This window comes from Streptomyces sp. NPDC051286, assembly GCF_044455345.1.
Lineage (GTDB): Bacteria > Actinomycetota > Actinomycetes > Streptomycetales > Streptomycetaceae > Streptomyces.
This window is the reverse complement of sequence record NZ_JBITER010000077.1, coordinates 1-17,469: the sequence shown is the minus strand read 5'-3', so window position 1 is coordinate 17,469 and position 17,469 is coordinate 1. Positions and strand designations below refer to the sequence as shown.

General features: G+C 70.6%; 16 protein-coding genes and 2 pseudogenes. 11 read left to right on the top strand and 7 right to left on the bottom strand.

Going from position 1 to position 17,469, the window contains the following annotated elements:
* Window positions 1-127 precede the first annotated feature (127 nt).
* From ACIBB8_RS35585 to ACIBB8_RS35575, 3 genes are all read right to left on the bottom strand, one after another.
* A complete protein-coding gene (locus ACIBB8_RS35585; RefSeq protein WP_398959280.1) occupies window positions 128-1,564 on the bottom strand; it encodes an aldehyde dehydrogenase family protein in 1,437 nt (478 codons plus the stop codon).
* 293 nt (window positions 1,565-1,857) lie between these two features.
* Entirely contained in the window at window positions 1,858-2,190 is a 333-nt protein-coding gene (locus ACIBB8_RS35580; protein WP_398959278.1) for a hypothetical protein, read from the bottom strand.
* Window positions 2,191-2,245: 55 nt separating this feature from the next.
* Window positions 2,246-3,268, bottom strand: a complete 1,023-nt coding sequence (locus tag ACIBB8_RS35575; RefSeq protein ID WP_398959276.1) for a LacI family DNA-binding transcriptional regulator — start codon at window positions 3,266-3,268, stop codon at window positions 2,246-2,248.
* A gap of 49 nt (window positions 3,269-3,317) precedes the next feature.
* Between ACIBB8_RS35575 and ACIBB8_RS35570 the strand changes: the two genes are divergently transcribed.
* From ACIBB8_RS35570 to ACIBB8_RS35555, 4 genes and pseudogenes are all read left to right on the top strand, one after another.
* Complete coding sequence (locus ACIBB8_RS35570; RefSeq protein ID WP_398959275.1) at window positions 3,318-3,536, top strand: hypothetical protein; 219 nt, start codon at window positions 3,318-3,320, stop codon at window positions 3,534-3,536.
* Window positions 3,533-3,727 carry a hypothetical protein gene (locus tag ACIBB8_RS35565; protein ID WP_398959273.1) on the top strand — a complete coding sequence of 65 codons (195 nt, stop codon included), beginning with the start codon at window positions 3,533-3,535 and terminating at the stop codon, window positions 3,725-3,727. Before ACIBB8_RS35570 ends, ACIBB8_RS35565 begins: the two co-directional genes overlap by 4 nt.
* Window positions 3,728-3,918: 191 nt before the next feature.
* Window positions 3,919-4,257: pseudogene (locus ACIBB8_RS35560) on the top strand (flotillin family protein); the annotation flags it as partial.
* A 478-nt stretch (window positions 4,258-4,735) separates the two neighbouring features.
* Window positions 4,736-4,954 (top strand): annotated as a pseudogene (locus ACIBB8_RS35555) (type II toxin-antitoxin system PemK/MazF family toxin); the annotation flags it as partial.
* Between the two features lie 99 nt (window positions 4,955-5,053).
* Here the strand turns inward: ACIBB8_RS35555 and ACIBB8_RS35550 are convergent.
* Entirely contained in the window at window positions 5,054-5,908 is an 855-nt protein-coding gene (locus ACIBB8_RS35550; protein WP_398959271.1) for a TIGR02452 family protein, read from the bottom strand.
* Window positions 5,909-6,056: 148 nt separating this feature from the next.
* Between ACIBB8_RS35550 and egtA the strand changes: the two genes are divergently transcribed.
* From egtA to egtD, 4 genes are read left to right on the top strand one after another with little or no spacing between them, the layout of a single operon-like run.
* Entirely contained in the window at window positions 6,057-7,394 is a 1,338-nt protein-coding gene (gene egtA / locus ACIBB8_RS35545) for an ergothioneine biosynthesis glutamate--cysteine ligase EgtA (protein WP_398959269.1), read from the top strand.
* The gene (gene egtB / locus ACIBB8_RS35540; protein ID WP_398959267.1) at window positions 7,391-8,725 is read left to right on the top strand and encodes an ergothioneine biosynthesis protein EgtB; all 1,335 of its coding nucleotides are present in this window, start codon (window positions 7,391-7,393) and stop codon (window positions 8,723-8,725) included. Before egtA ends, egtB begins: the two co-directional genes overlap by 4 nt.
* The gene (egtC, locus tag ACIBB8_RS35535; RefSeq protein WP_398959265.1) at window positions 8,725-9,480 is read left to right on the top strand and encodes an ergothioneine biosynthesis protein EgtC; all 756 of its coding nucleotides are present in this window, start codon (window positions 8,725-8,727) and stop codon (window positions 9,478-9,480) included. The genes egtB and egtC overlap by 1 nt, the downstream gene beginning before the upstream one ends.
* On the top strand, window positions 9,477-10,439 hold the full coding sequence (egtD, locus tag ACIBB8_RS35530; RefSeq protein ID WP_398959263.1) for an L-histidine N(alpha)-methyltransferase: 963 nt from the start codon (window positions 9,477-9,479) through the stop codon (window positions 10,437-10,439). Before egtC ends, egtD begins: the two co-directional genes overlap by 4 nt.
* Here egtD and ACIBB8_RS35525 read toward each other — a convergent pair.
* From ACIBB8_RS35525 to ACIBB8_RS35515, 3 genes are all read right to left on the bottom strand, one after another.
* The gene (locus ACIBB8_RS35525; RefSeq protein ID WP_398959261.1) at window positions 10,382-11,239 is read right to left on the bottom strand and encodes a lysophospholipid acyltransferase family protein; all 858 of its coding nucleotides are present in this window, start codon (window positions 11,237-11,239) and stop codon (window positions 10,382-10,384) included. The two genes, egtD and ACIBB8_RS35525, sit on opposite strands and share 58 nt — an antisense overlap.
* Window positions 11,236-12,093, bottom strand: a complete 858-nt coding sequence (locus tag ACIBB8_RS35520; RefSeq protein ID WP_398959259.1) for a GNAT family N-acetyltransferase — start codon at window positions 12,091-12,093, stop codon at window positions 11,236-11,238. The genes ACIBB8_RS35525 and ACIBB8_RS35520 overlap by 4 nt, the downstream gene beginning before the upstream one ends.
* Window positions 12,094-12,291: 198 nt before the next feature.
* Window positions 12,292-13,548 (bottom strand): extracellular solute-binding protein, encoded by a 1,257-nt coding sequence (locus ACIBB8_RS35515; protein ID WP_398959257.1) that lies wholly within the window; start codon window positions 13,546-13,548, stop codon window positions 12,292-12,294.
* A 200-nt stretch (window positions 13,549-13,748) separates the two neighbouring features.
* Between ACIBB8_RS35515 and ACIBB8_RS35510 the strand changes: the two genes are divergently transcribed.
* From ACIBB8_RS35510 to uvrA, 3 genes are all read left to right on the top strand, one after another.
* On the top strand, window positions 13,749-13,964 hold the full coding sequence (locus ACIBB8_RS35510; protein ID WP_398959255.1) for a dodecin: 216 nt from the start codon (window positions 13,749-13,751) through the stop codon (window positions 13,962-13,964).
* A 162-nt stretch (window positions 13,965-14,126) separates the two neighbouring features.
* Window positions 14,127-14,756, top strand: coding sequence for an aldo/keto reductase (locus tag ACIBB8_RS35505; RefSeq protein ID WP_398959253.1), 630 nt, complete (start codon window positions 14,127-14,129; stop codon window positions 14,754-14,756).
* Between the two features lie 153 nt (window positions 14,757-14,909).
* A complete protein-coding gene (uvrA, locus tag ACIBB8_RS35500; protein ID WP_398959251.1) occupies window positions 14,910-17,333 on the top strand; it encodes an excinuclease ABC subunit UvrA in 2,424 nt (807 codons plus the stop codon).
* Window positions 17,334-17,469: the final 136 nt, after the last annotated feature.

Sequence of the window (17,469 nt, the reverse complement as noted above, 5' to 3'; positions counted from 1 at the left end):
GGCGTCTGGTGCGTGCGATCGCAAGGCGGAGGGTCGCCCCGATACTGGGCGTATCGGGGCGAGCCCGACAACGCAGCGAGCGTGCGTGCCAGACGCCGCCAGGCAGGCGGGGCTTTCGAAACACGCCCTAGAAGGGGTGGCCGGCCGGTTCGCGGCGGACCGTCGTCCAGCGCAAGTCGGTGAAGGCCTCAAGGTTGGCCTCGCCCCCGAAGCGCGCCCCGGTGCCTGACGCGGCGATCCCGCCGAAGGGTGCGACCGCCTCGTCGTTCACCGTCTGGTCGTTGATGTGGGCGATGCCCGTCGGGATCCGGTCGGCGAGTTCCAGGCCGAGGGCGGTGTCGCGGGTGACGATGCCCAGCGAGAGTCCGTACGGGCTGTCGGCAGCCAGCGCCGCGGCCTCGTCCAGGGTGTCGAAGGACCGCACAGGGGCGACCGGACCGAAGACCTCCTCCGCGTAGGCGGGTGTCCGGTCGTCGACGTGGGTGAGGACGGTGGGCCGGTAGAACAGGTCGCGGTGGGTGCCGCCCGCCGCGAGCTTCGCGCCCCGTGCGGTGCTCGACTCGACCAGCCGGTGGATCTTGCCGAGCTGGCCGCGGTCGATGACCGGGCCGAGGTGGACCTGCTCACGGTGCGGGTCGCCGACAGCCAGCGCGTCCGCCTTCGCGGCGAGCCGCTCGACGTACTCGTCGTGCAGCGAGGCGTGGACGAGGTGGCGACCGGTGGTCATACAGATCTGGCCCTGGTGGAAGAAGGAGCCCCAGGTCGCCTGCGCCACAGCGCCCTCCAGGTCGGCGTCCTCCAGGACAACGAGGGCGGAGTTGCCACCGAGTTCGAGGTGCACACGCTTGAGGAGCCGCCCGGCAGCCTCGCCGACGGCGCGGCCCGCCGTGGTGGAGCCGGTGAAGGAGATGACCGGGACGCGAGGTTCGGCGACGAGCGCCTGTCCGGCCTCGGCGCCGCCGGGCAGGACATGCAGCAGGTTCTCGCCGAGTCCGGCCTCGGCGAAGACCGCAGCGAGTGAGAGCCCGCCGCAGACCGCGGTGCGCGGGTCGGGCTTGAGAAGCACCGCGTTGCCGAGGGCCAGTGCGGGAGCGACGGACCGGATGGAGAGGATCAACGGCGCGTTGAACGGGGCGATGACGCCGACCACCCCGACCGGGACCCTGCGGGTGTAGGAGAGCCGCTGGTCCTCGCTGGGCAGGACCTGACCGGCCGGCCGGGAGGCGAGCGCGGCGGCTTCGTAGCACTCCTGAGCGGCGACGTGGAGCTCGAAGTCGGCCTTGCCGGGGATCGATCCGGACTCCCGTACGAGCCACTCGCGCAGCTCGTCCGCGTGGGCGGTGAACAGGTCACCGGCCCGGCGAAGGACGGCCGCGCGCACGAAGTGCGGGGTGCGGGCCCAGGCGGACTGGGCGGCGGCCGCGGCCTCGGCGGCTGCCGCGATGTCCTCGGGCGCGGCGAGGGTGACGTGTCCGAGGACATCGCCGGTGGCGGGCTCGACGACATCCGACTCACCACCCGCGAGTGTGCGGGACTGCCAGGTTTTGGGGTCGAGCAGGGACATGAAGACTCTCCAGTCGATCGGTTCGAGGGGCGGTCCCATGCGGTGGGGCGCGCGGGGTGTGCGGCCGCGGCCTCGCGGGACTACGCGATCCGGCGCAGCCGTGCGAGCTGCGTTCGGCCATCGAACGTGATCTCGCCCGGTTGAACCTGCAACATCGTAGTCACGCCGCACCGATCGAAATGGGAATTGATCGAACTGCTGCTCCCATTTGCGCGCGCGGAACGGTACGAATGTCACGCGCGAGCGGGTTTCCCAACTCCAGCCTCATGCAAGGCAGTTGCCAGCACGGACGGTCAGCTGTCGCCGGTCAGCTCCGAGATCCTGACCGAGAGGCCGAGGTCCAGTTCGGCACCGTCGACAAGCAGGGCCTCCACGGTGCGGGTCGCCGGATCGATGTCCGCCACCATGCCCTCCCCGGCGTACCGAGGGTAGCCCGACGCCCCGGTCTCGCCGGTGGCCGTCACGACGGCAGAGCGGATAGGGGCGCCGGCGGGCCGGACGCCGCCGGTATCCGCGGACTCGGGGGTTCCGGAAGCCTCGGAGGCACCCTTGGCCTTCGGGGCCTCAGCGGGGCCTTCGGTGAACTCGGGGACCAGCAGGATCTCGTAACTCTGCGGATGGTTCATGGTCATGACGCTAAGCAAGCGACGCGCGACGCGCACGTTGCCGCGCTGAACCCCCTCAGCTGGACTCGCGGGGGATCGCCCGCGCCCTCAGCAGGTCATGGCGCTCCGGCACGCCTCCCGGATGCCGCACCAGCCGGTCGACAATATCCGCCAGCGGCTGCGACGTGGCCAGTTCCATCCGCACACTGCTCAGCCGGGGCCTCAACAGCCTGCCGAGCAGCAGGTCGTCGGCGCCGACCACGGCCGTCTCGCCCGGTATCTCGATGCCCGCGTCCTGGAGGGCCCGCATCAGGAGCATCGCGTAGGCGTCGTTGTACGCGAACACGGCGTCGAGTCCGAGCGTGCGCCACCGGGCGGCAAGCTCGCCGGCCGACTCCTCGTCGTACCGCAGGGGCAACGGCTCGATGAGGGCTCCGCCATCGGCCGCCACCCGCCGGGCTCCGGACAGCCTCGGTTCGGCGAACAGGGCGAGGCCCGGTTCCTCGGGCATGACGACGCCGATCCGCCGTCGTCCGCGTTCCAGCAGATGCCCGATCGCGCAACTGCCTACCTCCCGCTGGTCCATGACCAAGGCGTGGGCGCCGTCCACCGGTTGCGGGCCGAGGGTGATCACCGCCTTGGCGCCGGAGCGCCGCAGTACGGCTATGCCCTGCGGTGTGAGCGCGAACCCCCCGGGTGCAATCACGGCGACGGGGCGGAGTTCGGCCCAGGAACGGGCGGCGTCGTCGGCGTCCAGCCCGAGGCTCCCGTGCTGGACCACGGTGTAGTCGAGGCGGCGCAGCCCTGATTCGAGTTCATGGAGGAAGCGGTGGTGGAGCGGACCGATCGGGTGGTTCCCGGTGGGCATCAGCACCGTCCGGGTGTGTCCGGCGCGCAGGCTCCGGGCCGCCGCGTGGGGCACATAGCCGAGTTCGGAGGCCGCCTCCCTGACCCGGCGGCGAGTGACCTCGCTGATCCGGACGGTCGGGTTGTTGTTGAGTACGTACGACACGGTGGCCCGCGAGACCCCGGCGAGCCGCGCCACGTCGGCGCTGGTCGGGACGGGGCCTTCGGTGGGCTGCTTGGGTAACTGGCTCATGGCGTCGGGCAGTCTTCCAGACCGCTTGGAGGTGGGTACGCTCCGGGGCATGGATGACTCGTCGATGGTGGGGCTGCTCGGCAGGGTGACCGGGACGGTGGGGCCGGGGCTGGTCGGTGAGGTGATCGTTCAGATCCGTGAAGGCGCCGAGCACTTCCTCGCCCATCCCGCCTCGCCGGGGGTCCGTATCGAGCCGGGGGCGGTGGTGACGGTGATCGAGTATCTGCCGCCGCGCGCGGTCTATGTGGCTCCTGCTTACGACAGTTGAGGTGTGGGACGGACCGGCGTTCCGGGTGCGGCAGTCAAGATTGCGGCAAGGTTGCGCACACGACGAAGACGCGCGGCGCCGCCGCCGCGTCGGCGACCCGGGCGACCGGTGAGGCGGAGGCAGCGGCGGCGCAGGCCAAGGGGCTGGCGCTGGCCGAGTCGACCCGGGCCAAGGGGCTGGCCGAGGCATAACGGCCTGGTGCACGATAGCGAGCGGGCTCCCGGCGTCATGCGACTCCGCCTCCGGCGTTGTCGTCAGTCGACGACTCCCCCATAGCCCTCAGGCATGGGGGGACCCCCTTCGCGTCGCCTCCCTCCTCCGCCTTGGATTCGAACCCGCATGACGCCGCTCGCTGACCCACTCTCTATCGTGCACCAGGCCGTAAGCGATCAAGGCGCGTGCTGCCGCCCTCGCCGAGAATCAGGAAGCCGTAGTCGCCCAGCAGTTGGCGGAGAAATGGCCGGAGATCGTCGAAGCCGGCGCGGGTGCCTTCAGCAGTGTGGACCACATGGTGCTGCTGAACGGCACCGACGGGATGCCGGAGATGTTCGCAAAGGCGCTGACGATGGGTGGCACGGGGCTGGGTCTGGCCCGGCAGCTGCTGTCCGCAATGAGCGAGAAGGGCGAGTCGCCAGGATCCTCGGCACCGGCCAACGGTGTCACGCCCGCCGTGCCGCCGTCGCCGCGCAAGGAGCGCATTCCGGTGACGGGTGATCAGGAGGGGAGCACACCCACCTGACCGCTCCCGGTGGGTGTGGCCGGTCCTGGTCCGTCAGCCGCGGGCGAGGACCGGCCATTGCTCCGGGTCCTCAACATGCGGCGCCCACAGCTCCGTGTCGGCCACCCCGCGCCGACGCAGCACCGGCAGACGGGGGCGACGGCCCCTGCGCCGCAGGTGGCCGGCGTGGCGGAGGGCGCTGCGGCAGGCACCCCCTGTCCCGGTGGGGCAGTTGTGCGAACGTGGCGACGGGGTCCGACCCTGAACCTTCGGTTGACGTCGAGACCGGTGAGCATGAGGGCGTTGACGCTCCGGCAGGCGCGGCCTGGAGTTCGGTGCCACGCCCAGTCCGACGGCCGCGCCCGTGCCCTGCGCCAGGAACGCCGGGCCCGGGCGTGCGAGCGTGACGAGCGGCCACACCCAGGACGATCTTGATCGCCTCGATCAGCCCAGGAAGCTCAACCGCACTTGACGGTTGTCTTTGTCTTTATTGGTGTCCAGCAAGCAGCACGACCGGGACCGCGAGTGGGTGGCTCTCGGCGCCGGGCCGTGGGACAGCTCCGGCCAGGCGTCCTGGGTCGATCTGGACCGGGTGCTTCGGGTGCATGAGGACGGGATGCGGCGCGAGGCGTGCGCGCTGGACCGGGACCGGTTCGATCTGGTCGCCGGCCGGCTGCGGGAGCGTTACGGCTGGAACTGACCGGCGGGGCCAGGAGGCGGCCCCTGCGGCTGACCTTGCCCCCTCCGTTTCAACGTCACCGCGTCGGTCGGTGTCCACCCCTCTGGCTCAACGGCAGGGTCAGGGAGTGTCCGGTCCCGATGGTCGCCGCTCCCTTTCGAACGTGTGGGCGAATGCAGCGCGAGTGGCCGATTCGGGACCACGGTCGAGGATGCCGAAGACGATCTGCTCGAAATGCCCGGCAAACCGGCCCCCGTCGGTGAGCAGCGCGTGGAAGGCACCTGCCACCTCCGTCGGATCGTTGCGGAACACGCCGCAGCCCCAGGCGCCGAGCACCAGCCTGCGGTATCCGCGCACCGCAGCGACCTCCAGCACCCGTTCGGCGCGGGACGCGAGCGCGGCGGGGATGCGAGGGGCGTCCTCGGGGGTCCGGCTGCGGATCACTCCGGCGTTGGGTGCGGGCGAGGTGAGGAATCCCACGGCGTACGGGATGTCCAGCAGGCTCCCCCGGTCGTCACGGAACACCGGTACGCCGGGTGAGTGGATGACCCGGTCGGTGTAGAAGGCACTGCGTTCGGCGCGATGGTGGGCGTAGTAATCGGGGGCGCGCAGCAGGGTGGCGTAGAGCGCCGAGCCGCGGCAGAGCGCCTCCTCCTGGGCCTGCGCGCCGTTGAGATAGCCGCCGCCGGGGTTACGGGCGGAGGCGAAGTTCAGCACGGCGACCTTGCCGGGCCCTTCGCCCGTCATCCGTCGCGCCGCCTGCAGGCTGCTCTCACCGGTGACCTCGACAACCGCGGTACGGCCGGAGTCCAGAACGGCGACGGGCACCGGCTCAGGCCCGTACAGCCGGGTCCCGGAGAGCGCGGCGGCCAGAGCACGCTCGATACTCACCTCACGCCCCGCGGGCGTGCGGTAGAAGCCCTGCTCGACGATGGTCTCGGTCTCTCTTGCGATGGCGCGAAGCCGTGCGCTCATCAATACTTCCCCGTGTGGTGCATACGGGGCATGGTCGGTGCTTCCGAGACCCTGATGCAACCGAATTTCTGTCGCACAAGGGCCCTCTTGTGCGAACTCCCGGCACGGGTTTGGGTGGTACGGACGCACCGAAGAAGGAGGCCCCGGAATGTCACCGGACGCACCTGTCGGCCACGGTCCGGCCGAGTACGACCTCCCCCTCGGCGAGGGGGAGGCGGAGGATTTACTGCGATGCATCTGCTTCAAGACGGGCCCGCCCCGCACGGTCGGTGTCGAGCTCGAATGGCTCATCCACGACCGTGACCACCCCCGGACCCCGGTCCCGCGCGACCGCCTCCACGCGGCTGTCGCCGCTGTACGCGCACTGCCGCTGAGTGCGGCGCTCACCTTCGAACCCGGCGGCCAGCTGGAGCTCAGCTCGCGCCCTGCCGACTCCCTGATGGCCTGCGTCGATGCCATGACCACCGATCTGGCCGCCGTACGTGCCGCCCTCGACGCGGAGGACCTCGTACCGGTCGGTGTGGGCGTCGACCCCTGGCATCCGCCGCACCGTCTGCTGCACGAGCCCCGCTACGACGCCATGGAGGTCTCACTCGACCGGTCGGGTACGGCCGGCCGCGCCATGATGTGCACCACCGCATCCGTCCAGGTCTGTCTGGACGCCGGTGAGGAGGAGCCGGGGCCACTCGGCTACGGGCGGCGCTGGCAGCTGTCGCATCTGCTGGGTGCGGTGCTGGTGGCGGCGTTCGCCAACTCGCCGTACCGGCAGGGCCGGCCGACGGGACTGCGGTCGACCCGCCAGTCGATCTGGGCGGACCTCGATCCGGTACGGAGTCTGGCGCCGCCGGGCCATCTGGCCCCGCGCGACTCCTGGGCCACGCATGTGCTCGACACCCCCGTGATGTGCATACGGGGCGGCGAGGGGCCATGGGCCGTCCCGGAGGATCTGACCTTCCGCGACTGGATCCGTACGGGCGCGCCACGGCCGCCGGTGCGCGCCGATCTCGACTACCACATCAGCACGCTCTTTCCTCCCGTGCGCCCGCGCGGACATCTCGAACTGCGCATGATCGACGCGCAGCCGGGTGACGACGGATGGCTCGTGCCGCTCGCCGTCACCACCGCTCTGTTCGACGATCCGGAGGCCGCCGAGACCGTGTACCGCACCGTCAAACCGCTGGCCGAAACGGCGGGCCCGCAGTCGGCACCGCGCAACCCGCTCTGGACCGGCGCCGCCCGTGACGGCCTGGCCGACCCCGAACTGCGGGCGGTGGCCGCCGTCTGCTTCCAGCTGGCCCGCGAAGCGCTGCCCCGGATGGGTGCGAGCGAGGCTGTGCAGGAGGCGGTGGCGACATTCCACGACCGCTATGTCGCCCGGGGGCGATGTCCGGCCGATGATCTGTCCGCACTGCTGTCGAGGCCGGCGGTGCATGCGATGCCCGCGGCGGCGCTCCGTCCGGAACCGAGAAGGAAGGCAGGCTCATGACCCACTCCCCCACCCCCTCGGCCACCGGTCTGGACACCGAGGCGCTCCGCCGGCGCGCTCTTGCGGCGCTCCTCACCGCGCGGGAACGCACCACGCTCCTCACCGACAGTGTGGACGACCATGAACTGACCGCCCAGCATTCACCGTTGATGTCGCCGTTGGTGTGGGATCTCGCGCACATCGGCAATCAGGAGGAGCTGTGGCTGCTGCGGGGCGTCGCCGGGCGGGAGCCGATGCGGCCCGAGATCGACGGGCTGTACGACGCCTTCGAACATCCGCGGGCCAGCCGTCCGTCCCTGCCGCTGCTGCCGCCCGCCGAGGCCCGTTCCTACGCGGCGGAGGTACGAGGCCGGGCCCTGGACATCCTCGACAGCACCGCCCTGACCGGCGGCCGCCCGCTGGTGGACTCGGGCTTCGCATTCGGGATGATCGCCCAGCACGAACAGCAGCACGACGAGACGATGCTGATCACTCATCAGTTGAGGTCGGGCCCGGCCGTGCTCACCGCACCGGAACCGCCCCGGCCCACCGACGCGGCCACCTTGCCCGCCGAGGTCCTGGTGACCGGCGGCCCATTCACCATGGGAACCTCCACCGAACCCTGGGCCCTCGACAATGAACGGCCCGCCCATGTGCGCGACGTCCCCGCTTTCCTCATCGACACGACACCGGTCACCTGCGGCGCGTACGAGCGTTTCATCGAGGACGGCGGCTACACCGAACGGCGCTGGTGGGCGCCGGAGGGTTGGGCCATGGTCCGCGAGCACGAGCTGACCGCCCCACTCTTCTGGCACCGGGACGCGGGGCAGTGGCTGCGCCGCCGGTTCGGGGTGACCGAGCCGGTGCCCGCCGACGAGCCGGTGCTCCATGTGAGCTGGTACGAGGCGGACGCGTACGCCCGCTGGGCGGGGCGCAGACTGCCCACCGAAGCCGAGTGGGAGAAGGCGGCGCGCCACGACCCGGGCTCGGGCCGCTCGCGCCGCTACCCGTGGGGCGACGAGGACCCGACCCCGGACCGGGCCAATCTGGGCCAGCGCCATCTGCGTCCGGCACAGGCGGGCGCGTACGCCGAGGGTGAATCGCCGCTCGGCGTACGTCAGTTGATCGGCGACGTGTGGGAGTGGACGTCGAGCGACTTCCTCCCCTATCCGGGCTTCGCGGCGTTCCCGTACCGGGAGTACTCGGAGGTGTTCTTCGGGCCCGACCACAAGGTCCTGCGCGGTGGGTCGTTCGCCGTCGACGCGGTGGCCTGCCGGGGCACGTTCCGCAACTGGGATCTGTCGGTGCGGCGCCAGATCTTCTCCGGATTCCGCACCGCGAGGGATCTCTGATGTGCCGTCATATTGCTTACGTCGGGCCACCCGTTGCACTCGGCACGGTGCTGGCGCAGCCGTCCCACGCGCTGGTTCAGCAGTCCTGGCAGCCCCGGCAGCAGAAGCACGGCACCGTCAACGCGGACGGTTTCGGGGTGGGCTGGTACGCGGACGGCGACCCGGTGCCCGGTCGCTACCGGCGCCAGGGGCCCATCTGGGCCGACCTGTCCTTCGCAGATCTGGCCAGGGTGGTGCGGAGCACGGCACTGCTGGCCGCCGTACGCGACGCCACCGAGCCGGGGGCGGACGGCGAGGCGGCAGCCGCGCCGTTCGCCTCGGGCCGACTGCTGTTCAGCCACAACGGTGCGGTGAAGGGCTGGCCCGGATCGCTGGCACCGCTCGCCGCCACGCTGCCCCCGGCCGAACTCCTCACCCTCACCGCCCGCTGCGACTCCGCCCTGGTCTGGGCACTCGTGCAGCACCGGATCGCCCAGGGGGACGCCATACCGCAGGCCGTCGCGGACACCGTGGGCGAGATCGCGGAGGCGGCGCCCGGTTCGCGGCTGAACCTGCTGCTCACCGACGGCACCACCATCGTGGCGACGGCCTGGGGAGACACTCTCTGGTACCTCGCCGAGCCGGGCCGCAGCGCGGTCGTGGCCTCGGAGCCGTACGACGACGACCCGCACTGGCGCACGGTCCCCGACCGCACCCTGCTCGTCGCGACCTGCACCGACGTTCTGCTCACCCCGCTCAAGGAGCCAACCGAGTGAGTCCCATTCAACTGACCCGCACCCTGCCGGCGGACGCGACGGACGCGGCGCTGCGCGCCGATGTGCTGCACGGCCTGACCCGGCACCCGAAGACCCTGCCGCCCAAGTGGTTCTACGACGCGCACGGCAGTGAGCTGTTCGAGGAGATCACGCGGCTGCCCGAGTACTACCCGACCCGCGCCGAGCGGGAGATCCTGGTCGCCCGCGCGTCCGGGATCGCCACGGCGTCCGGGGCACAGACCCTGGTCGAACTGGGTTCCGGCTCGTCGGACAAGACCCGGCATCTGCTGGACGCGCTGCCCGGGCTGCACAGCTATGTGCCGGTCGACGTGAGCGAGAGCGCGCTGCGCGGCGCGGCCGAGACCCTGCTCGCGGAGCGGCCGGACCTGTCGATCCATGCGCTGATCGCCGACTTCACCGATGAGCTCACCCTGCCGGACACACCGGGCCCGCGGCTCGTCGCGTTCCTGGGCGGCACGATCGGCAATCTGCTGCCGGACGAGCGGGCGGTGTTCCTGAAGTCGGTACGGTCGCTTCTCTCGCCCGGCGACTCGCTGCTGCTCGGCACCGATCTAGTGAAGGACGAGAGGACGCTCGTCGCGGCGTACGACGACGCGGCCGGGGTCACCGCGGCATTCAACAAGAACGTACTGACTGTCGTCGACCGGGAGTTGGGGGCCGACTTCGCCCCGGCGGACTTCGACCATGTGGCGCTGTGGGACCCGAAGCGGGAGTGGATCGAAATGCGTCTGCGGGCCCGCAGAGCGCTCACGGTGAAGATCCCGGAATTGGATCTGGTGGTGCCGTTCACGGCAGGTGAGGAGCTGCGTACGGAGATTTCGGCGAAGTTCCGCAAGGAGGGTGTCCGGGGCGAACTCGCCTCGGCCGGACTCACGTTGACTCAGTGGTGGACGGACTCCGCGGACCGGTTCGCGGTGTCGCTGGCCACGGCGGTCTGAGCGGTACGGGCAAGAGCACGGCGGCCGGGACGGGTGCCCGCGGGGATCGGCGGCAGAACGCGGATCTCGGCGGTCAGCCCGGCTGCCGTGACCACCCGCCACAGCGAGGCGGTGAGCGGATCGTCACCGACGAACGCGGCGGCACCGGCCACCTGCCCGTCCGTCCGCGCGGTGCGGTAGGTGATGCGTACCGGACGGACCTCGGCGTCCGCGTCGATCGCCGCCTGGAACACAGCGGGCCGGAACCGGCCACCCGATCCACGCCCGCACCAGGTGCTGCCTTCGGGGAAGACCACCACCCGTGACCCGCCGCGCAGTGCCCCCGCGATGGTGCGCACGGTCGTGGGCAGTGCCCGCAGCCGGTCGCGCTCGACGAACAGCGTGCCGCCGAGCGCGGCGAGCGGGCCGAGTACCGGCCAGCGCCGGATCTCGCTCTTGGCGAGCATCCGGCCCGGGAACACTGCGGCGACGAGCGGGATGTCCAGCCATGAGATGTGGTTGGCGACGACCAGCGCACCGAGGGCACCGGCGCGATCCGCCCCGGCCGTCGGCGCAGGGTCACCGGTCACCTGGATCCGTACTCCGAACGCCCGCACGACCGCGTACGCCCACCACCGGATCAGCCGGTCGCGCTGCCGCGCGCCGAGGAGCAGCACGGGAGCGGCGCACACCGCGCCGACGAGGACGAGGGTGCACCCGGCGAGCAGCAGGGCCATGGCCGGGAAGGCGCCGCGCACCGGGCCGTCGTGACCGGCACAGGCGTGCGGCGTGCAGGGCGCGGTGGGCAGCCAGGCGCTCATGTCAGCGGGGCGAGCGAGAGGAAGTGGCGCAGGTAGCGCGGGTCGGTGCGGCGCAGCGAGAGCAGGACGTAGAGGTCGGCGACGTTGAAGTCGGGGTCGTGTGCGGGCGCCCCGCAGACCCAGGCACCGAGCCGGAGGTAGCCACGGAGCAGCGGCGGGAGGGCGGCGAGTCCGGTGCGCGCGCGGGCCCCGGCGGATCCGCCGGGACGGGTGGTGGCGCTGGGCTGCCAGAGGCGGTGCGGGGTGACCCAGTACTCCTCGGGGGCCAGGTACTTCGCCCGTACGGTGTCCCAGGAGTTTGCGGCCAGCACGCCGCCGTCGGCCAGGGGTATCGAGCAGCAGCCGGCCAGCCAGTTGTGCCCGCTGCGCTCCATGTAGCGGGCGAGCCCCGCCCAGATGAGGGCGATGACGGCGCCGTCCCGGTGGGCCGGGTGGACGCAGGAGCGGCCCACCTCGATCATGTCGTCGCGGATCGGTCCGAGCCGGCCGAGATCAAATTCGCTCTCCGCGTAGAGACGTCCGGCGACACGGGCCCGGTCGGGCGGCAGGAGGCGGTAGGTGGCGATGACGTCGCCGGTCGCGAGCTCCCGTACCAGCAGGTGATCGCAGTACGCGTCGAAGGCGTCGCTGTCCAGACCGGGTTCCGGCCCGTCCAGCCGGGCGCCGAGTTCACCGGCGAAGACCTGGTGGCGCAGCCGCTGGGCGGCCCGCACCTCGTCCTGGGTGACGGCGAGGGAGACGCGGTAGAGCGGCGGCGCGGGAGTTTCGGACCGCGCCGGGGCGGGCTGCTCCGGCGCGACGGGGGTGCAGGTGAGAGGGCCGGCGACGAGCGGAGAGGTGGGCAGCGCGTTCATGGCGGTCTCCGGGGACGGATCGGCAAGGGCAGCTGCCGGGCTGCCGCACTGCTGCAACGGCCCGGCCCCTTACTTCTGCCGTGACAGGCTGGATTCGACATGACCGCTGTGGAGAGCCTGGATGTGCGACGGCTGAATCCCGAGGTGTCGGGCGGCGGATCGGGCGGACCCGATGGGCCGCCCGGCGGCCCGGACCGGTCAGCTGCCCGCGAGCCGGGCGGTGATCCGTTCCGAAGCGGACTTCGCCTCGGCCAGCGGGTCACCGCCGCGCAGAACAGCCGACATGTACGGCTTGATCGGGTTCTCGGCCTCGACCGCCGCCCACTGCGGTGAATTGGGGGTCGCGCGACCTCGCCGGGCGCCCTCGGCCATCGCGGCGGTGCCCTCCTGGCCCTCGATGGCATGGGCGAGGCTCGCCTTGTTCGGTACATAGCTCATGGTTCTGGCGAGGTCCGCCTGCCACGTCGCGCCGGCCAGCGCCTTGATCACCTCGAGACCGGCGCTCCCGTTGTCCGCCTTCTCCGGAACGATCAGATCGGAACCGCCGATAAAGACGGACCCGGGATTCTTCGCGGTCTTGCCCGGTATCGGGAAGTAGCCGAGCTTTCCCTTGAGTTCGGGATTCTTCTGCTCGATGAGCTTGGCGCTGCCCGGTACGGAAATGATCTGCGCGACATCACCCTCGGCGAACACATCGGTCTGCGGAGGATGCTCTTCGTCGGCGTTCTTCGGGCCGTCGCCGAACGACTGGATCTCCTTGTAGAAGTCCATGCCTCTGATCGCGGCCGGCGTGTCGAGGGCCCCTTCCCAGTCGCCGCCCCTCTCGTCGGCCAGCTCGCCGCCCTCGTCCCAGATGAATCCCGCGAGTACGTACCAGTTCTGGCCCGCGAGATAGATGCCCTGATTGCCGTTCCGGTTGAGCAGCCGGCTGTCCTCGATCCACTCGTGCCGGGTCTTCGGCGGGCTCTTGATACCTGCCTGCTCGAAGAGGTCCTTGTTGTAGATCACCACACGGTTGGCCGCGTACCAGGGAATGCCGAACTGGACGCCGTCGATGCTGCCAGGGTCGGCGAGGCCGGGCAGCCATTCCTCGCTGCCGAGATCGCGCATCGACTCGAGAGTCAGATTGCGCAGCCCGCCGCTCTCCGCGTACTGGGCGACCTGGGTGTTTCCGACCTCGATGACATCCGGGGTGTCGTCGCCCTTCAGGGCCGCTGTCACCTTGGGGCCGATTCCGCTCCAGCCCTGAATCTTGAACTCCAGTTGGATGGAGGGGTGTTCCTCTTCGTACGACTTCTTGAAACGGTCCAGGAAATCGGCGGAAACACTGTCCTTCATCAGCCAGATCGTCACCGTCCTGTCGCCGGGGCCACCCGAGCCCGAGAGGTAGCCGCAGCCGCTCAGCGCGACGGTGGAAACGAGCGTGACGGCTCCTATGAGCACGCGGTTCTTCACTGGGTCACCTTCTGCGAAACGGCACAACGAAATCAGGACCCGGTGTGGGGGGACTACGGGCGGCGCTCGCACGGGCGTGGCTGGATTTTGGTATGGACCAATCATTTGGTCAAGGGCCGTTCGTGCCACGTTCTCCACATCGACCTCTCGCGTACCCGCGCCGAGTGAGGCACCGTGGTATGGACGAAAGGGGACATACGATGTCCAACAACACGTATCGGGTCACCGAAATCGTAGGAACCTCCCACGAGGGCGTCGACGACGCCATCCGCCGGGGCATCGCAAGGGCGGCGGAAACGTTGCACAATCTCGACTGGTTCGAGATCACCCAGGTGCGTGGGCAGATCGAGGGCGGCCGGATCGAGCACTACCAGGTCGGCCTGAAAGTCGGCTTCCGGCTCGACGAGACCACCTGACCCGGTAGGCCGCGGTCAGGCACGCCCCGTACGCTCCTGGGCGTCCTTCAACGCAGGCGAGGCCACTGCCCAGCGAGCTCGCACCACGGTGAAACCGGCCAGCTCGGCCGCGTCGCAGACCAGCTCGTCGTCATCGACCAGCATCCGCACCTGACGCTCCACATGAGCCACTCGGTCGAGGCGAGCCTGCAGCGCCTCAATACCGACTGCATCGACCTGCTCTGGGTGCACTTCCCTGACGGCCTGACGCCGATCGAGGAGATCCTGCGTGGCCTCGACGACCTCGTCAGCCAGGGCAAGATCCTGCACGCGGCATGGTCCAACTTTCCCGCTTCGCGCGTCTCGCGCGCCGCAATACTGGCGGACCTGAAGAACTGGGCGCCCGTCGCCGGAAGCCAGAGTGCCGTTCCGCTGGGCGTACCGCACGAGGTGAGCGCAGGGGCCCGGGACGCAGTCCAGGGCGGGGGACGCCTCGCTCTTCGCCGCGCCCGCTGTGCCTGTCGCCTGAGCCGTCGCCCGGAATCCGAGCTGACGTGTGCGCATCGGGTTGTGCGACGATGTCCTGCACAGGCGGCTCGACCGCAACGTGATCAGTGTGGGGGCGCCGTGCCGGCACTGGGCTTCTTCTTCGTCGTCCTGCCGTGCCTGGCTGTCGTCAGCTTCACCTGCTTCGCCGCTTGCCGTGCCCAACACCAAAGGGCCCTCAAGACCCTGTCGTACCTCTGCTTGTCCGTTGGACTCGTGTGTGGACTGACTCCGGTGGGTGTCCTGATCTTGGCATTCACACTCTAGTGAGCGGAGGCGGTGCTCCCCTCCCTGACCTGGGGGTGCATGGAGGGGAATATCGGCGTCAGCGTTGCGGGCCCAAGCACCGCAGACTCCTAGAATCCAACTGTTTGTCCTCAACTGCCGGCCCTGCCCACATCCGTATGGAGTTCCGCGCGCATGCCCACCCCCCACGATCCGTACGTCCGAGTGCGCGGCGCCCGTGAGCACAATCTGCAGGACGTCCACGTCGACATCCCGCGCGACACCCTCACCGTCTTCACGGGCGTCTCGGGCTCCGGGAAGTCCTCCCTGGCCTTCGGAACGATCTACGCCGAGGCCCAGCGCCGGTACTTCGAGTCCGTCGCCCCGTACGCACGGCGGCTCATCCACCAGGTCGGCGCTCCGAAGGTCGGCGAGATCACCGGTCTGCCGCCCGCCGTCTCGCTGGAGCAGCGGCGATCGGCGCCCGGTGCCCGTTCCTCGGTCGGTACGGTCACCACCCTGTCCAACTCGCTGCGGATGCTGTTCTCGCGCGCCGGAACGTATCCGGCGGGGGCGGAGCGGCTGGACTCCGACGCGTTCTCGCCGAACACCGCCGCCGGGGCCTGCCCCGAGTGCCACGGTCTGGGGCGTATCCACCGCACCACCGAGGAGCTTCTCGTCCCGGACCCGTCGCTGTCGATCCGGGACGGCGCGATCGCCGCCTGGCCGGGCGCCTGGCAGGGCAAGAACCTGCGCGACGTGCTGGACACACTGGGGTTTGACATCGACCGGCCGTGGCGAGAGCTGGACGCGCAGGACCGGGAGTGGATCCTCTTCACCGACGATCAGCCGGTGGTGACGGTCCACCCGGTGCGGGAAGCGGGCCGGATCCAGCGCCCGTACCAGGGCACGTACATGAGTGCGCGGCGCTATGTGATGCACACCTTCGCGGACTCCAAGAGCCGCACTCTGCGGGCCAAGGCCGAGCGCTTCCTGACCAGCGCCCCCTGTCCGGTCTGTGGCGGCACTCGGCTGCGTCCGGAGGCGATGGCCGTCACCTTTGCCGGCCACACGATCGCCGAGCTGGCCTCGCTGCCCCTCGCACGCCTCGCCGACGTACTGTCGGCTGCAGGCGGCGACGACACCGCGCGGCTGCTGACGACGGATCTGCTGGCCCGGATCGGGACGGTGACCGAGCTGGGGCTCGGCTATCTCAGTCTCGACCGCACGGCTCCGACGCTGTCCTCCGGCGAGCTGCAGCGGTTGCGGCTCGCCACCCAGCTGCGCTCGGGGCTGTTCGGGGTCGTCTATGTGCTGGACGAGCCGTCGGCCGGTCTGCACCCGGCGGACACCGCGTCGTTGCTCGCGGTCCTCGGCCGGCTGAAGGAGGCCGGGAACTCGGTCTTCGTCGTGGAGCACCAGATGGATGTGGTGCGGCAGGCGGACTGGCTGGTCGACGTGGGGCCGCTGGCCGGTGAGCACGGGGGGCGGGTACTGCACAGCGGTCCCCCGGCCCAACTCGCGGACGTCGTGGAGTCGGCGACGCGGCGGTTCCTTTTCGACGGTGGTCCGGCTCCTGCCCGGGAGCCGCGTACGCCCTCCGGGTGGCTGAAGCTGATCGGTGTCGACCGGCACAATGTGCGCGGGGTGGACGCCGCGTTCCCGCTCGGGGTGTTCACTGCGGTCACCGGGGTCTCCGGCTCCGGGAAGTCGACTCTGGTCGGTCAGGTACTCGCCGGGGCCCTCGCCGACCGGCAGTCGTCCGCCACCGCCGACCTTCCCGCCGATCGGCCCACGGCCGGCTGCGCGTCGGCGCAGGGGCTGGAGGCGGTGGACCGTCTCGTCCAGGTCGACCAGAAGCCGATCGGCCGTACCCCGCGCTCCAATCTGGCCACGTACACCGGGCTCTTCGATGTCGTGCGAAAACTGTTCACCGAGACCGGCACGGCGCGCGAACGCGGCTACCGGGCGGGGCGGTTCTCGTTCAATGTGGCGGGCGGGCGGTGCGAGGTCTGCCAGGGCGAGGGGTTCGTCTCCGTCGAGCTGCTCTTCCTGCCGAGCACGTACGCGCCCTGCCCGGACTGCCATGGTGCGCGGTACAACCCGCAGACACTGGAGGTCACCCTGCGCGGGCTGAACATCGCGCAGGTGCTGGATCTGACGGTGGAGTCGGCGGCCGACTTCTTCGCCGGGACACCCGCCGCCGAGCGCAGTCTGCGGACACTGCTCGATGTGGGGCTCGGCTATCTGCGGCTGGGGCAGCCGGCGACGGAGCTGTCCGGCGGTGAGGCACAGCGGATCAAGCTCGCCGCCGAGCTGCAGCGCACCCGTCGCGGCCGCACCCTGTATCTGCTCGACGAACCGACGACAGGGCTGCATCCGGCCGATGTCGAGGTGCTGATGCGGCAGTTGCACGGGCTGGTCGACGCGGGCAGCACGGTGGTGGTCGTGGAGCACGACATGGCCGTGGTCGCGGGTGCCGACTGGGTGATCGACCTCGGCCCCGGAGGCGGCGACCGGGGCGGCCGGATCGTCGCGATGGGGACGCCCGCGGAGGTGGCGGGCGCGGCGGACAGCCGGACCGCGGCGTACCTGGCGGCCGCCCTCAGGTCGACCTGACGTTCAATCAGGCTCAACTGGCCTGTTTCCACGACTACGGTCCGACCGGGCGCGGAACCGGGGGAACGTCACCGTGCGGGTGAACGGCGTCGACACGAAGGTGAAGCCGATCAAGCCCTGACATCGGCCGTCCGCC

Coding starts and splice junctions, on each gene's coding strand:
- ACIBB8_RS35585 (WP_398959280.1), bottom strand. CDS start 1,564: ATGTCCCTGCTCGACCCCAAAACCTGGCAGTCCCGCACACTCGCGGGT.
- ACIBB8_RS35580 (WP_398959278.1), bottom strand. CDS start 2,190: ATGAACCATCCGCAGAGTTACGAGATCCTGCTGGTCCCCGAGTTCACC.
- ACIBB8_RS35575 (WP_398959276.1), bottom strand. CDS start 3,268: ATGAGCCAGTTACCCAAGCAGCCCACCGAAGGCCCCGTCCCGACCAGC.
- ACIBB8_RS35570 (WP_398959275.1), top strand. CDS start 3,318: ATGGATGACTCGTCGATGGTGGGGCTGCTCGGCAGGGTGACCGGGACG.
- ACIBB8_RS35550 (WP_398959271.1), bottom strand. CDS start 5,908: ATGAGCGCACGGCTTCGCGCCATCGCAAGAGAGACCGAGACCATCGTC.
- egtA (WP_398959269.1), top strand. CDS start 6,057: ATGTCACCGGACGCACCTGTCGGCCACGGTCCGGCCGAGTACGACCTC.
- egtB (WP_398959267.1), top strand. CDS start 7,391: ATGACCCACTCCCCCACCCCCTCGGCCACCGGTCTGGACACCGAGGCG.
- egtC (WP_398959265.1), top strand. CDS start 8,725: ATGTGCCGTCATATTGCTTACGTCGGGCCACCCGTTGCACTCGGCACG.
- ACIBB8_RS35525 (WP_398959261.1), bottom strand. CDS start 11,239: ATGAGCGCCTGGCTGCCCACCGCGCCCTGCACGCCGCACGCCTGTGCC.
- ACIBB8_RS35520 (WP_398959259.1), bottom strand. CDS start 12,093: ATGAACGCGCTGCCCACCTCTCCGCTCGTCGCCGGCCCTCTCACCTGC.
- ACIBB8_RS35510 (WP_398959255.1), top strand. CDS start 13,749: ATGTCCAACAACACGTATCGGGTCACCGAAATCGTAGGAACCTCCCAC.
- ACIBB8_RS35505 (WP_398959253.1), top strand. CDS start 14,127: ATGAGCCACTCGGTCGAGGCGAGCCTGCAGCGCCTCAATACCGACTGC.
- uvrA (WP_398959251.1), top strand. CDS start 14,910: ATGCCCACCCCCCACGATCCGTACGTCCGAGTGCGCGGCGCCCGTGAG.